Raw genomic sequence first — 16,113 nt, 5'->3', positions numbered from 1 at the left:
AATATGAAAATGTTTTGGTCTTAAAAACCAAATATTTTTAAAAACCCAATACTAATAAATAGGAGGTTTATCCGTATTTTGCTATCTGACTAATTTAAAACTCATGAAAAACAAAGCTTTACTTTCCATTCTACTGTTCTCGTTTACTCTTATTGTGTTAGCTCAAGACAAAAAGGACGATAAGAAATGGGATGTTTCCAATCCTTATACCAATTGGAAAGTCAATGAAGTTGATTTATCGACCGATGAAGGCACCTGGATGAACCTTGATGTAAGCCCAGATGGAAAGCATATCGTTTTTGATATGCTTGGTGACATTTATACCATGCCCATTACGGGAGGAAAGGCAAAGGCTTTGCGCTCAGGACTTCCTTTTGAAGTGCAACCTCGTTTTAGCCCAGATGGCAAGAGAATTTCTTTCACCTCCGATGCTGGAGGAGGTGACAATATTTGGGTAATGGATATGGATGGCAACAATGCAGCACAAGTAACCAAAGAAAATTTCAGATTGTTGAACAATGCTGTTTGGACACCTGATGGCAACCATTTAATTGCCCGAAAACACTTTACTTCCCAACGATCACTGGGCGCTGGTGAAATGTGGCAATATCATATAACCGGTGGAAGCGGTCTAAAGCTAACTACACGTAAAAATGATCAGCAGGATGTTAACGAACCTTCGGTTTCAAGTGATGGCCAATATTTATATTACTGTGAGGATATGTATCCAGGAGGTTTCTTTCAATATAACAAGAACCCGAATGCACAGATTTATGCCATTAAACGTTACGATTTTGAAACAGGAAAAACCGTAACCGTTACAGGAGGACCAGGCAGTGCTTCAAGGCCAACGGTGTCTCCTGACAATAAAAAACTTGCATTCGTAAAACGCGTTCGAACTAAGTCAGTGTTATTTATTCATGATTTGGAAACTGGCGAAGAATGGCCAATCTATGACACCTTAAATAAGGATCAGATGGAAGCATGGGCCCTTTTTGGAACCTATCCCAACTTCAGTTGGATGCCAAATGGTGCTGAAATTGTTTTTTGGGCTGGAGGAAAAATTCAAAAAATCAATAGTAACACCCTTCAAGTTACGCCAATTCCGTTCCAAGTTGATACCAAAATTAAAATTGCAGAGACCCATCGAGTACAGCATCAGGTAGATTCGGATGAGTTTACAGCCAAGGTTATCCGACATGTAAAGACTTCTCCTGATGGAAAAAGAATCGTTTTTAGTGCTTTGGGGCACCTTTGGACCAAAACTCTACCCAATGGCAAGCCGAAGCGATTAACGGATAGCAAGGATTTGGAATTTGAGCCTTCTTTCTCTCCTGATGGAAAAGAGATAGTTTATGTGACTTGGGACGATGAGCATTTGGGAGCAATCCATAAAGTTTCATCAAGTGGTGGTAATTCAACCAAATTGACCTTGAAAAAAGGTATTTATCGCTTCCCTTCTTTTTCCAACAATGGAAATTACATTGTATATGGCAAACAAAGTGGCAGTAATGACCAGGGCCGCTCATTCACGAAAGAGCCCGGCATTTATACCATGGCAACCAATGGGAATTCTATTAAAAAACTTACTGAAAATGGTTTAACACCAACATTTAGCGCGGATGATCTTCGCATTTTCTTTCAAACTGGCGGAAAATTCTTTGGATCATTAACCAAGGAGCTCAAAAGTGTCGATTTGAATGGGAAAGATGAACGCACTCATTTCAAGTCTAAATATGCTAACCACATTGTACCATCCCCGGATAACAAATGGCTATTGTTTTCGAATTTGCACAAAGCCTATGTTGCACCGATGACCATGACAGGTCAAACTGTAGAGTTCGACCCGAAAAGTAAAGCTTTTCCGGTGACTCAAGTGGCCAAAGATGCTGGATACAGTCTTCATTGGTCCAAGGATAGCGAAAAACTTCATTGGACTTTAGGCAGTGAATATTTCTCCAATGATGTGGAACAACGATTCACTTTCCTCAAAAACTCTCCTGATAGCATTCCTCCAATAACAGAAAAAGGAATTGAGGTAGGATTAGTTGCTAAAACGGACAGACCCAAAGGTAGAATCGCATTTATCAATGCGAGAATCATCACCATGGAAAATGATGAAGTATTGGAAAATGCTACCATTATCATCAAGGATAACAAAATTGAAAGTATAGGTACCTCTTCGGAAATCACTATTCCATCAAATACCGAAATAATTGATGCGAAAGGTAAAACCATAATGCCCGGCATTGTAGATGCCCATGCCCATATTGGTGCCTTCAGATCAGGCTTGAACACCAAAAAGCATTGGCAATTGTATGCCAATCTTGCATTTGGTGTCACCACGGCTCATGACCCTTCGGCCAACAGTGAAACTGTTTTTGGTCTTTCGGAATTGGTAAAAAGCGGTGAAATGGTCGGACCAAGAATATACTCCACAGGATTCATTTTGTATGGTGCCGACGGAGATTTTAAAGCTGTGGTCAATAGCTTGGATGATGCTCGCTCAGCTATCCGAAGAACAAAGGCTTTTGGAGCTACTTCTGTAAAAAGTTATAATCAACCGCGACGCGAACAGCGTCAACAAGTAATGCAAGCCGCTAAAGAATTAGGGGTCAATGTGGTTCCTGAAGGCGGATCCACTTTTTTCCATAATATGAGTATGATCATGGATGGCCATACCGGAATTGAGCATAATATTCCTGTTGCACCTGTTTATAAGGACATCATTACGCTTTGGAGCAATAGCACAAGTGGTTACACCCCCACATTGATTGTAAACTATGGAGGTTTAAATGGAGAATATTTCTACTACGAACGTGACAATGTCTGGGAAAATGAGAAATTGCTAAAGTACACCCCAAGGCACATTATAGATTCGAGAAGTCGACATAGAACAAAAGCGCCGCAAGAAGAATATTCCAACGGACATATTTTAGTATCTGAAACCGTTACTTCGCTTTCCAATGCTGGGGTAAAAGCCAACCTTGGAGCCCATGGTCAATTGCAAGGTCTGGGCGCACATTGGGAACTTTGGATGCTCAAAGCTGGTGGAATGAGCAATATGGATGCGTTGAAAGCGGCTACTATTAATGGTGCTGAATATATCGGTATGGGAAGCGAAATTGGTTCCCTAAAAGTGGGCAAGTTGGCCGATTTGATTGTGCTGGACAAAAATCCGCTAGCGGATATCGAAAACACCAATTCTGTCAGATACACCATGATCAATGGACGCTTGTATGATACCGAAACCATGAATGAAATTGGTAATGAAACTAATACGCGCAGTAAGTTCTATTGGGAAAACAACAAGTATAACCAGGCTTTTCCGTGGCATGAACAAACACAAAGTTTTACAATTCCTGGCTGTAGTTGCCATGCACTAAAGCACTGATAATGGTTTTTCATCGAAAGGTTGATAAAAGCGTCAAGCTCGGTTTTAGCTTCCACAAGATTCGTTGTATATTGTATGCCTTTGCAACTAAACACTGTAAACTAGTAACCATTCAACATTATCACCCATGCACATTGCCGTAGCAGGAAACATTGGAGCAGGAAAGACCACATTGACCACCTTACTTGCCAAACATTACAGGTGGAACGCCCAATTTGAAGATGTAGTAGACAATCCGTATTTGGATGATTTTTATACCCAAATGGAACGTTGGAGCTTCAATCTTCAGATTTACTTCTTGAACAGTCGTTACAGACAAATTCTCAAAATCAGGGAAAGTGGGAAAAATGTGATCCAAGATCGAACCATATACGAGGATGCCCATATTTTCGCACCGAACTTGCACGCCATGGGATTAATGACCAACCGTGACTTTGAAAATTATAAAAGTCTTTTCGAGCTTATGGAAACTTTGGTGCAGCCACCGGACTTGTTGATTTACCTACGTAGTTCTATTCCCAATCTCGTAAATCAAATCCATAAACGGGGTCGAGAATATGAAAATAGCATATCCATTGATTATCTAAGTCGACTTAATGAACGTTACGAAGCATGGGTAAACACCTATGAAAAAGGCAAGCTTTTGGTTATTGATGTGGACAATATCAATTTTGTTGATGAGCCTGAAGATTTGGGCCAAGTAATCAATAAGATTGATGCTGAAATTCACGGGTTATTTTAAACCAAGAATATTGGTTTGTACCTATTCAACAATTGAAAAAAGACTTCCTAAATCTTAAAAAAGGTGCGATTGGTCGCAACTGCACATATTTGCAGTTCTATTGAACGAATTTCACAGAACCATACTAATCTGAGCAAAAATGTAAAATCATTAATTTTTACATTTGGCATTCCTAAATTCAGTAGACCGTGCTGTTCAATATTGAAGTTGCCATTCACTTTATCGTTATTCTTCTCGGTCTCTTTTTTATTTACAACTTGAATAAAACGGACAAGAGAAATAACCTATCAAACGATTACCTTTCCATTTTTGTCATTGCCAATATTATACTCATTTTTAGAGGCCTTAGATGGACTATAAATCCGCATTTCTCCGGTCATAGACTCTTTCATTTTTTAGATGCTTCCATTTTTTTCTATGGTGTTTACTTATTCGCATATATCAAGCAACTTACTACAAAGACAAGGTTTCATATACCAAAAATCCATTTTCTGCCTGTAGCTCTATTTATAGCTTTTAATTTGGTCATTGCATGCCTCTCATTAGAAGTTTATTGGTCACGCATAGATAGTTTTCTCGTGGTGTACGTAATCAATGAAGGTATTTCTTTAGTGCTATGTTTTACCTATTTGATATTGTCCTTTGCACATTTTAGGAAATACATCTTTGATGAAAAAAAACAACTTTCCTATGTTCAGAATACGTCAAAATACATCTACGCCTTCCTATGGTCAATTTTACTATTTATTTTAATTTGGGCCGTAAGCTATGTTGGGGACAGAATAATGCAAATTGGGCTGGACAAATCTATATATATAGCATTGGGCATAGCCTTATTAAGCAGCGTATGCGTTATAGCTTATTACAAACTACGGTTCCCCGAATTATTTCAGCTTGAAGAATTAAAGAGCACCCAAAGACTTTCTAAAAGTCAAGTTGGTGAATTAAAAAGCAAAATTGATGCATTAATGTCCAACCAAAAGACATATTTAGAACCAAGGCTGAATTTGATGGAATTTTCACAAAAACTAGACACTTCTCCCCACGATATTTCTTGGTTTCTAAACAACATTCTGAACAAGAGTTTTTATGATTTTATCAATGCCTACCGAATTAAGGAGTTTATTAAAAAATTGGAACAAGGTCAGCACCACACCCATACACTTCTAACGCTTTCCATCGAAGCCGGCTTCAATTCAAAATCAACCTTCAACAAAGCTTTTAAAGAACAGACTCAGCAAACTCCACGAGAATACATCAAAAAGAAAGCACTATAATCATTTAGTGCAATCTTACCTTCCTTGTTTCAATACAACATTGCACTTACTGACCAGTATGTGGTTTTGCAACCAAGCGGTCGACTGCTCTTTGATTATTGGTCAAATTTGACATGAACAAAAATCATATTACAGTTAAAATGAAACATTTGATTAAAAAAACAGTAGTTGCCAGCTTTTTGACATTATTCTTTGTTGGATGTAACAAAAGTGACGACTCGGATAGTCCAAAGGAGGAGAGTGCCAAAATTTTCAGTTTACAAGCGGGAAATTATACTGGACTTTGGAATTCCACAACCCCATCCGCAACATTCACAAACCTTCCAATCTCTGCTAGTATTGTAGAAACTTCTTCGGGTAATTTTGATGGCGAATTTTTTATTAGTGGAAATTTTGTAAGTTGCTGTAACAGTGGAGCAAATGATGGCACCATAAGTTTTAGCATAGACGAAAATGATCTAAGTAGCTTTCGTTGGGATGATATTATTCCAAACTGCACTGGAACCTTTACGGGAAATGGAAAGTTAACCAATGAAAATGCATTTAACGTGAGCTTTACTGGAACGGATTGTGATGGTAGTCATACAGGCACGATCAGGTTATCTAAAATATAAATTTCGTAGTTAGAATGTGGTTAGGTAAAAAGTACTTTTGGATATTTTTGACTGTTATTCTAGGATATTCTTGTTCGGAATCTGACAGGCCTAATATGGAGCTGTTTGAGGAAAATGGTGAAAATCCAAATGAATCTTCGCAATCTGAACCTACCACAATTAATATAGATACTTCTGATTTAAAAGATCTACCGGAAGATACCGGAGGTGTCCATATGGCGTATCCCTTGGGCGCTAACGAAGCGGTATTTGGTCATCATGTTTATACTCCTAGTGGTTATACGGAAGACGGTCCGGAATATCCGTTGTTGATTTTCTTACATGGATGGGATCCAAGTGGTTATACTGGATCTGATGAGGATGAACTTCATGAAGTGCTTATAGGAACCACCCCTCCCGGGCTGATAAAGAAAAACAAATGGAATCCTTCCTATCCTTTTATTGTCGTTTCTCCTAGGTTAAAAACAGCCTATTGGCCACATCAGCAGATACATGATTTCATAAAATACATCATTGATAACTATCAGGTAAATACAAGTAGAATTTACTTGACTGGTTTAAGTTTAGGTGGTGGCGGCACGTGGTATTATATAGGAGAAAGAGGCCTTGATAATTATGCAGCAGCAATTGTTCCCATAAGTGCGCGAGGTGAGGAAAGGATTATTGACAATCTGACCGACATCCCAATTTGGGCTTTTCACGGAGATAGTGATAATACCGTATTGGCTTTTCAAAATTATGGATCAGTTCCGCTGGTACAATTTATAAATAACAAAAATCCTAATGTAAAAGCCAGAGTTACTGTGTTTAGAAACACCGGGCATGATGCTTGGTCACGAACCTATTCGGATGCTTTTTCCAGTGATGTTATTTACAATCCTTTTGATGTTTCTATATACGATTGGATGCTTCAATTCAAGAAAGAATAACCCTAACCATTTAATTTTTCTTATAATTCATTACCCTCCTAAAGATATTTGGCAAAATTCCTTGCTGTCCAAATATATCAGGGGTTACAAAATGACGGGAAATACTATTTATACCAAGTGTTCAGAATAACATCTACCAATTCGTCATGTCTTGACCATGAGATATTATTTCTGTCAAAGACTCCAAATTCATCTCCTAATCCGTTATCCCACCAAATGGGCAACATTCCTCTGTCTTTGGCAAATTCGACAAAAGCCTCGGCATGATTTCTTCTGGCTGCGGCATTATTCTTGTCAACCGTTCCCCATTCTCCTAAAACCACAGGTCTTTTTTCTTGAACAACCCATTTATCAGCTATAAAATCAATTGCATTACGCAAATCAGTTCTGTCCTGTTGACTACCCCAATTAAAGGTGCCATTTGGTGTTTCATGCGTAAATTCAAATGGAAAATATTGGTGAATGGAAACAATGATGTTAGTGTCACTGTTGGGTATTACCAATGCATCCATGGTAACATCATAAGGGGCCGCTGAATATGGCGCTATCATAACATGCCTTTTTTCGTTGTTGCCACCAGTGGCCCGGATGGCATCCAATGATATTTTATGGTATTGATTTACTACATCCCTACCCTCCGCTGTACCACCAAGCCATTCTTGAGCGCTACCCTCATGCCTAGGCTCATTCATGGTCTCAAAAATGAGATAATCGCCGTACGATTTAAATCTAAGTGCAACTTGACTCCATAAACTTCCCAATCGCGTGCCTACCTCATCAGCCATGTCGTAAGTGGGAATCATCCATGGGTCATCATGATGTACGTTTATGATGGTATGCATGCCATTGGCAAGAGCGTAATCAACAATTTCTTGTATTTGATCTAAAAATTCTGTTTCCATAGTGTAATCAGGTGCAAGTCCTTGATGATAACCCCAGGTAACAGGAACCCTCAAAGTACCAAACCCCCTTTCGGCTATAGCATCTATCATTTCTTTTGTAGGCAATGGATTGCCCCAAAAAGTTTTGTCCCTATCCTCTACATCCATGCTATTGCCAAGATTCCATCCAATGCCCATTTCTTCAACCAGAGTTGCTGAGGTAATATCCCTTATAACACCTGATTGTGCTTGTTGCGGATTTAGACTGGGTATCTGCACTTCCTGTTCTTCGGATTCTTGCCCTTCCGTATCAGGCTCATTACTTACCTGTGCTTCTTCTGAACAAGAAAACATTAAAATGCAGGTACTTGCAAGTATTGAAAACCATAGATTCGTGATGATTCTTTTCAATTTCATTTCATTGAGGTTTTAAGTAAACCAATATTTCAATCTAATAATTTTTACGGAATATTATATTATTGCTCGTAATACTCACTATAAATGTCCCTAAGTGCATCGCCAGTACTGGATCTTGTACTAGCAAAATGATCCCCTTGATAGCTACTATGAATTATATTTAGACAAGATATATTCCTTGTAGCTAAATCCTCCGCATAGGGGTCCACAGATGATGAAAATCCGCTTTTCATACTTGTTATCACTAATGTTTTATTCAAAGGAACACCCGTGTTCAGCCTGTCATTGAGTAAGTTCTGTAAACTTGAGGTACTCTGAATGAAAGGGTCGAACGCAAGATGGTTTTTAAATATAGGTGGATTCTCTTGATCACTTAACATCATTGCCAATGAAGCCAGGCCAGAGGCAGACCCCCCTTGTATGGTACGATCTTCTGACAAAACTCGATATTTTGACTCCACCGTAGGAATAAACTCTTCCGTAAAAAAACGGTTATAAGTGCTTATCCCTGGAAATATATAATCGACCGCCCTGCGCCCGGCAGGACCCTCTTCAACTCCTACAACAATAACCGGAAGTTCATCAAAATCCACCACTTTAATAGGTTGCATTGCATTGGGTATACCCCAAAATTGAGCATCCAACCAATACAGCACTGGAAAACTTCTTTCCGGTTCCAATTCATACTCAGGTGGGAGGTACACGTGGTATCTATAGGTAATCCCAGTAATGGATGAGGTTATTTCCTGATGCGTTTCCAAGGCACCGTTCACCACAAAATTATCCAACCCAAAAAGACTTGGGTCCAATGGGAAAACAACGGCATCCTTTCTTTGGATGAATGCTTCTCCCTCACAATCAGCATTTGTTCGCTCTGGCAAGTCAATGGTTCCATTTGGAAGGTTACTTTCCCCTTCAATAGAATCATCCTGTGTACAGGAAAATACAATCATGCTGAAAAACGCAAAGAACAAAAAACTCTTGCCCATTTTTTGCAAAAAAGTCAATGTATCCATAATCGGAGTATGATTTAGATGGATGGAAATATACAATTAAAGCTTTCCTAAATCGTCTGAATGTAACCATTGCTACATATTTACATCTTGTTGCCTCAATTATTTTCAATTCTTTTGGCTGCATTTCCCCGTTTCTGGCTGAACTATTAAAAGCTTTGTGCTTTTTACTCAGCCAAATGACCAGTTCCCTCATTCCCGATTGTTCTTGCTCGATTTTGAACCTAGTTTTAGATTATGGTTAGCGCCCATTATTTCTAACTCGAAGCTCAGGCTTCACAAATTTTGAAAACATGGAATTAAAGAAAAATCCAAAATTGGAACTGAAAAAGAACAGCACCTTATATTTTTTAATAGGATTGACTGCTATTTTACTATTTGCATACGTCGCCATTGAATGGAAGACGTTTTATGAAACTCCTGAGTTCGTCCAGAACTTAAATACTCCGGATAGTCTAGATGAAGTAGTACCAATAACATTTCATACGCCACCACCTCCTCCACCAAAAATTCAAACTCCGCCAGTAATCGAAATTGCTCCTGATGATGAAGATATTGTTGAAACCGTAATTGAATCGAACGAACCTGATCAGAATACCGAGATTGCGGATATTGAGGATATCACTTTTGAGAAAGTTGAAGAAACAGTAACTGTCCCTTGGGTTCTTATCCAAGATGTCCCGGTTTTTCCCGGCTGTGAAAATGAAGAAGATAAAAGAGCTTGTTTTCAGGAAATGATGCAAAAACATATCCGTAAAAACTTTAAATATCCAGAAAATGCTGTTGATATGAATTTACAGGGAAAAGTCTTCACACAGTTCACCATTCAAAAAGATGGGAGTATTGGGGAAGTTCGAATGCGTGGACCGCATAAAATATTAGAAGGAGAAGCAGCCAGAATCATCTCCAAACTCCCCAAAATGACCCCTGGAAAGCAACGAGGCACTCCGGTTAAAGTTCCTTTTTCTATTCCAATAACTTTTAAACTGCAATAGGCGTCATAATGAACCAATCAGGTTGTCGGCAATGAGGCGTGGAAATGATTTACAGGTTGATCGTGTTCATGGTGACCGTCAGTGGTGTCCAATATTCAAATGGACATCACAAAAAAGGGCCGCACTAAAGTGCGGCCCTTTCGTATCTTAAAAAGCAACGAATTTATTCCTTCGTTTCTTTATATTCATTTACCAACTTTTCTACTTCTTCTTTAGTAGTGGCAGTGAATTCTTTTGCTTCCTCTGTAATTTCTCCATCAACTTCTGAAGTAGTCATTACAACAGCTTTGAAAGCACCATCTTCGGTATTGCTCATTTCAACATTAATATGCTGCTCCATTTGTCTTTCAACAACTTCTGTGGCAACGTTAGTTTCGTTATATGCCATCATTTTATCTGCACTTATTGCAATACTTGGAGCAATAACCAATGCCACAACTGACATCAATTTCAACAAAATGTTCAACGATGGACCTGAAGTATCTTTAAATGGATCACCAACGGTATCACCAACAACAGCAGCTTTATGAGCATCTGTTCCTTTACGACCATCAGACTCTATCATTTTCTTTGCATTGTCCCAAGCACCACCTGCATTAGATTGGAAGATTGCCATTAAAACACCTGCTGAAGTAACACCTGCCAATAAACCGCCCAACATTTCGGCTCCGCCAATAAATCCTACTGCAACAGGAACTGCAATTGCCAACAGACCTGGCAATACCATTTCTTTAATAGAGGCCTTTGTAGAAATGTCAACACATTTGTCATATTCGGCATAACCATCGGCAGCATCAAAAGTAGCACGCTGCTCTGGAGTCGCTTTAGACATATCTGTATCCACAGCTTTCATTACCTCCAAGGCCGCTTTCAATTGCGGAATATCTCTAAATTGACGACGTACTTCTTCAATCATTGCCATTGCGGCACGACCTACTGCATTCATAGAAAGTGCAGAGAATACAAAAGGTAGCATTGCACCTACAAGGAGTCCTGCCATTACCGTTGGTTTAGAAACGTCAATAGAAGTAACGTTTGCGACTTTCATAAAAGCAGAAAATAACGCTAAGGCTGTTAAAGCAGCAGAAGCGATAGCAAAACCTTTACCAATTGCAGCAGTAGTATTACCAACAGCATCCAATTTATCCGTACGCTCACGAACTTCTGGATCTAGTTCGGCCATTTCAGCAATACCACCAGCGTTATCAGAAATAGGTCCATAAGCATCAACTGCTAGTTGGATTCCTGTATTTGCCAACATTCCAACTGCAGCGATTGCAATACCGTAAAGACCAGCAAAATGGTGTGAAACCAAAATCGCAGCAGCAATTAAAAGAATAGGAATCATTGTTGACATCATACCAACACCTAAACCTGCAATAATATTTGTAGCGGCACCAGTTTCTGATTGTTTTACAATAGAATTTACTGGTTTTGTACCTGTACCTGTATAGTACTCTGTAATCTTACCAACACCCAAACCAGCAACAAGACCGGCCAAGGTTGCCCAAAAAATACCCATAGCTCCAAAAGGCAATCCATCGACTGTCTCAGGAATTAGAGCATTAATAATGAAATAAGAAGCAACTACCATTAAACCAGCTGATCCAAATTCACCAATATTTAAAGCTGTTTGTGGATTTCCACCATCCTTAACTCTTACAAAGAAGGTGCCAATAATTGACATTATTATACCTACCGCAGCTAATACCAATGGAAGGTAAACCGCACCTAAGCCAGCAAAATCGGGAGTAATAATAAATGCACCCAAAACCATTGTACCGATAATTGAACCTACGTATGATTCAAAAAGGTCAGCTCCCATACCTGCAACATCTCCAACATTGTCTCCAACGTTATCCGCAATTGTAGCAGGGTTTAATGGGTGATCTTCGGGAATACCTGCTTCAACCTTACCTACTAAATCCGCTCCAACATCGGCAGCTTTTGTATAGATACCACCACCAACACGGGCAAAAAGCGCAATAGATGATGCACCTAGTGAGAATCCAGATAATACATTTAATACTAAACCAAGATTATCAGCTCCAGGCCACATATTTTGATAGACCATAAACAATCCGCTTAGACCTAATACACCTAGGCCCACAACACCCAAGCCCATTACGGCACCGCCCGCAAAAGCAACTTCAAGAGCTTTTCCTAAAGACGTTTTAGCCGCTTGAGTAGTTCTTACGTTTGCTTTTGTAGCAACACGCATTCCAATAAATCCTGCTAATGCAGAACAAATTGCACCTACAATAAAGGATATGGCCACCATACCGTTGGAGCCAGTCTCACTACTGCCTTTGAAATAAAGCAATGCAGCAACGGCAATTACAAAAATTGATAGAATTTTATACTCGGCCTTTAAGAAAGACATAGCGCCATCTGCAATATTTTTAGCAATTCTTGCCATTTTTGCATCTCCTTCATCTTGCTTTCCAACCCACATATTCTTAATAAATACGAAGACAAGTGCCAAAACACCAAATACCGGTAAATAGTTTACGATCAGTTCCATTTTATTTGATTATTTATATTTTTTTTAACGGATGCTAAAGTAGTAAAATACGGACTAATAAAAAAAATGCGCTTTTGATTGTCAAAAGCGCATAAATCTTTATTTGGTTTTATCTTAAATGGTAAAAGTTCTTTTCTTTTTGTGCTCACTTTCATCGTAGCGGTTCACGCATTGATGATAGATTTCTATGGCCTCATTAACGTCTCCCCATCCACCGGTATCAACCTTCTTCTCTTCCAGATCTTTGTAAACCGCAAAAAAGTGTTCTATTTCCTTTTTTCTATGTGGATTGATATCGGTTATATCTTCCTTCTTGTTCCAAACGGGGTCACTCACAGGTACACAGATTATTTTTTCATCCGGCCCTTTTTCATCCGTCATATGGAAAACTCCAATAGGTTTCACCTCCATTACCACCATCGGGTAGGTTGGCTCTGTTCCTAAAACCAATACATCCAAGGGATCTTTATCCAAAGCAAGAGTTTCAGGTACAAACCCATAATCCCCAGGATACATCATCGACGAGAACAAGGTTCTATCGAATCGAATTTTATTTAGGGTAAAATCATATTCATATTTATTTCTACTTCCTTTTGGAATTTCAATCAGCACATCGAAGGTTACTTCTTTCTTTGACATTATGAGGTTTTAGATTTTTTGCAAAAATAGTGCTCCTTATGGGAATAAGGTCAACAAATCTCGACCTTTCTGTTAATTAAAAATTAAATCCGAAGGTACCCGTGACACCAAATGCGCGGGCATCTGGATTGTCTAGGTAGTTCCCCCTAAAATTGAAGTCAATCCGGAATATCTTGAATATGTTTCCTATTCCAAAGGAATATTCCCAGTAAATCTGGTCTTCCGGCGCTATCAACGGAATATTGGTAGGCGCGCTCAAAGCTTTGTTTTCATCTGAAAGTTGCCCCCATGCCCCTCTAAGACCAACAATTTCTCTAAGGTTCCAATTTCTTAGGATTGGGATTCTCGAGAATAATCGACCATTAAAATTATGTTCCAAATGCACTGCGGCATAGGTATCGGTCACAAACTCGTAAAAATCAAGATTTGGAAAAACATTATATAAGGAAAAAAGTGTCTGATTACCAGGTACAACACTCAATAGGCTCAATGGTACTTCTCCAAAGGTCTTACCCAGTTCAATGCTGCTTGTTAAACGTCCAAAACCACCAATTTGCCAGGGTTGACGATACGAGAACTGTAGTCTTTCGTAGTCAAAATCACTTTCTAAAAATCCACTGATTCCCTTGGTGTAATTTAATAATAGGGTGCTGTGATCGTCATTGATATTGGCACGTTCCACGCCATAACCAATTGTTCTTTTGCCTGGAGTATATATTAAGGTGGTATTTATGTCGAATTGTTTTACCTCTGAGGAAATCCCAGTAGGCGAATCAGGGTCCACATAATCCAAACTAAAGGCATTCGGCAGCGCAGAACTCAACGTTCGAAATGAACTTCCCAACCGGACCCTGAAATTTTTCACCGGTTCCACCTCTAAATTAAAAGTGGACAAATTGATATTGGTCAACCGATCGTTTGCCCCAACTGTCACTAAAGAAGAGGAGGCAATACTTCTTCCCAGCACATCATTTGTACTAGTCAAACTGAGTCCCAATTGCTCCACATCTCTTCGATTTCCTCCTGAGAGTATAAGCCTGCTCTTTCTATCTAATAAGAATTTACCAGAAAGTCCGTGCTTCGCTTTTTTATCCGTAAATCCGTACGCCATATAGCCTTCAAGGCGCCAAGTATCATTCTGTCCAAAATAGGTTCTAGCCCCAAGCCGAACCCTGGTTCCCTCTGCATCGTTAAAGCCGAGAACACTATAAATGTTACCGATATCTATGTTCCATTTGTCTATTTCTATGTAACCAGAGCCTAAGATGCTCACAATATCATAATACGTCCTGAATTTGGGCACTGTTTTTAAGGTATCCAACAGTTTGAATATACCAGATTCATCCTCATTGAGTTTTTCCAATCGTGCATTTTTCCAAAACGTGCTGTCTCTTGCAAACACTCTTGGGTCATATGGGTCTGATTCGGCCTTGTAAAATTCTTCCGGACGGTTTGTATCAAATTGATAGTTATCATAAACCGTTGTTCTTTTGCCATAGACTCCTCGTGACTTTTCTTTTTTGGAAAAACTAAAATCACTGAGCATGTAATCTCGCTGCAAGAGAAAAATGGAATCATTGACCACATCAAAATCCTGCTCAATGTAAATTTCCTTTACCCAGTTGATGTTGGCGCTTTTGGTAACCTGCAGATTGATTTTTTTGATGGCGTAGGTGGAATCATTCACCCAAAAATCTCCTTTAAAAGTCAATTCATTCTTCCGCCTTGGGTAGTAGATGATATTGTAACACCATTTATTGTCGATAAATGTACTATCGGAAAGGACATAATTATAGGTATCCACACCTGTTTTTGATAACGGACTGGTAAAGCTTTTGTCAAAAAACTTAAGGTAGTTTTCATAAATATCGTAATCGGAATACAGGTCTTCAACAAAGGCCGTAATCGCTTGGTTTCCACTAAAACCGGAATTTTTATTCCCTAGCACATCTTCCTTTTCCTCATTTAGCACATTATCACCATAAACTTTGGAGAAGCTTTCGTTCAAAAACATGGGCAAATAGGTTTTCCCTGTTATTCTGGAAGTGTCCAAATCCTCAAACATAAATTCCAGTCCCTTGAACATCTTGCTCTTTATAAGAGCACTGTCTATAGTATTTAGGTCAAATTCAACTTTTTCGTACTTATCGTACTGGTATTGTTTAAACTTTCGAACACCGTTTTCTCGTTTTTTAGCCCATATCTTCTTTAAAATATCTATAGCCGGATTGTTCTTCTTGGATTGTTTTCCTGTGTATACGATCACTTCTTTTAGTTGTTCGGTGGATTCGACCAACACAATCTCCATATTAAAGTTCACCTTTTGTTCCAACTGAATCTCTTTGGTTTCATATCCGATAAAAGAAACAAGAATAGTACTGTAGGTGTTATCAGATTCTATATAGAACCGCCCATTATCATTGGTTATGGTTCCTTCTGATGAATCTTTAAAAACAATGTTTGCAAAGGCAACAGGTGAACCAAGGTCGTCCACAACTATACCTCCTACTTTGGTCTGGGAAAAAGCTAAAACACTGAATAACGTCAGGGAAAAAACTAAAAGGAATTTCTTCATTTTTTGATATGTGCCACTTTAAAAATTCTTGGTAAGAATTTCAATAGTGTAATGGTCTGTTCGATTTAAAAGTAATTTCTTATCAAAAACTGTTCCTTAAAAAAGCCTCACCA

11 protein-coding genes are annotated in these 16,113 nt (G+C 38.9%); 6 read left to right on the top strand and 5 right to left on the bottom strand.

The window, feature by feature from the left end:
* The first annotated feature begins 103 nt into the window (after positions 1-103).
* From ACOKFG_RS07025 to ACOKFG_RS07005, 5 genes are all read left to right on the top strand, one after another.
* Positions 104-3,394, top strand: a complete 3,291-nt coding sequence (locus ACOKFG_RS07025) for an amidohydrolase family protein (RefSeq protein WP_422862104.1) — start codon at positions 104-106, stop codon at positions 3,392-3,394.
* 127 nt (positions 3,395-3,521) lie between these two features.
* On the top strand, positions 3,522-4,136 hold the full coding sequence (locus tag ACOKFG_RS07020; protein WP_298794325.1) for a deoxynucleoside kinase: 615 nt from the start codon (positions 3,522-3,524) through the stop codon (positions 4,134-4,136).
* A gap of 188 nt (positions 4,137-4,324) precedes the next feature.
* Positions 4,325-5,413: a helix-turn-helix domain-containing protein gene (locus ACOKFG_RS07015; protein ID WP_422862103.1), complete on the top strand. Its 1,089-nt coding sequence runs from the start codon at positions 4,325-4,327 to the stop codon at positions 5,411-5,413.
* Between the two features lie 140 nt (positions 5,414-5,553).
* On the top strand, positions 5,554-6,027 hold the full coding sequence (locus tag ACOKFG_RS07010) for a hypothetical protein (protein ID WP_298794321.1): 474 nt from the start codon (positions 5,554-5,556) through the stop codon (positions 6,025-6,027).
* Positions 6,028-6,041: 14 nt separating this feature from the next.
* A complete protein-coding gene (locus ACOKFG_RS07005) occupies positions 6,042-6,956 on the top strand; it encodes a hypothetical protein (RefSeq protein ID WP_422862102.1) in 915 nt (304 codons plus the stop codon).
* Between the two features lie 104 nt (positions 6,957-7,060).
* On the opposite strand, the gene ACOKFG_RS07000 is transcribed toward ACOKFG_RS07005, so the two are convergent.
* Both ACOKFG_RS07000 and ACOKFG_RS06995 read right to left on the bottom strand, forming a co-directional pair.
* Positions 7,061-8,254, bottom strand: coding sequence for a glycoside hydrolase family 5 protein (locus ACOKFG_RS07000; protein ID WP_298794317.1), 1,194 nt, complete (start codon positions 8,252-8,254; stop codon positions 7,061-7,063).
* 59 nt (positions 8,255-8,313) lie between these two features.
* The gene (locus tag ACOKFG_RS06995) at positions 8,314-9,270 is read right to left on the bottom strand and encodes an alpha/beta hydrolase-fold protein (protein WP_422862101.1); all 957 of its coding nucleotides are present in this window, start codon (positions 9,268-9,270) and stop codon (positions 8,314-8,316) included.
* 290 nt (positions 9,271-9,560) lie between these two features.
* Between ACOKFG_RS06995 and ACOKFG_RS06990 the strand changes: the two genes are divergently transcribed.
* On the top strand, positions 9,561-10,262 hold the full coding sequence (locus ACOKFG_RS06990; RefSeq protein WP_298794313.1) for an energy transducer TonB: 702 nt from the start codon (positions 9,561-9,563) through the stop codon (positions 10,260-10,262).
* Positions 10,263-10,425: 163 nt separating this feature from the next.
* Here the strand turns inward: ACOKFG_RS06990 and ACOKFG_RS06985 are convergent, their stop codons facing one another.
* From ACOKFG_RS06985 to ACOKFG_RS06975, 3 genes are all read right to left on the bottom strand, one after another.
* Positions 10,426-12,786 (bottom strand): sodium-translocating pyrophosphatase, encoded by a 2,361-nt coding sequence (locus ACOKFG_RS06985; protein WP_298794312.1) that lies wholly within the window; start codon positions 12,784-12,786, stop codon positions 10,426-10,428.
* A gap of 114 nt (positions 12,787-12,900) precedes the next feature.
* Positions 12,901-13,425 (bottom strand): inorganic diphosphatase, encoded by a 525-nt coding sequence (locus ACOKFG_RS06980; RefSeq protein ID WP_298794310.1) that lies wholly within the window; start codon positions 13,423-13,425, stop codon positions 12,901-12,903.
* A 76-nt stretch (positions 13,426-13,501) separates the two neighbouring features.
* A complete protein-coding gene (locus ACOKFG_RS06975) occupies positions 13,502-16,000 on the bottom strand; it encodes a DUF5686 family protein (RefSeq protein WP_298794308.1) in 2,499 nt (832 codons plus the stop codon).
* Positions 16,001-16,113 lie beyond the last annotated feature (113 nt).

This window comes from Flagellimonas rhodophyticola (genome assembly GCF_049332665.1).
Taxonomy (GTDB): Bacteria; Bacteroidota; Bacteroidia; order Flavobacteriales; family Flavobacteriaceae; genus Flagellimonas.
This window is presented reverse-complemented; position numbering and strand designations above follow the sequence as displayed.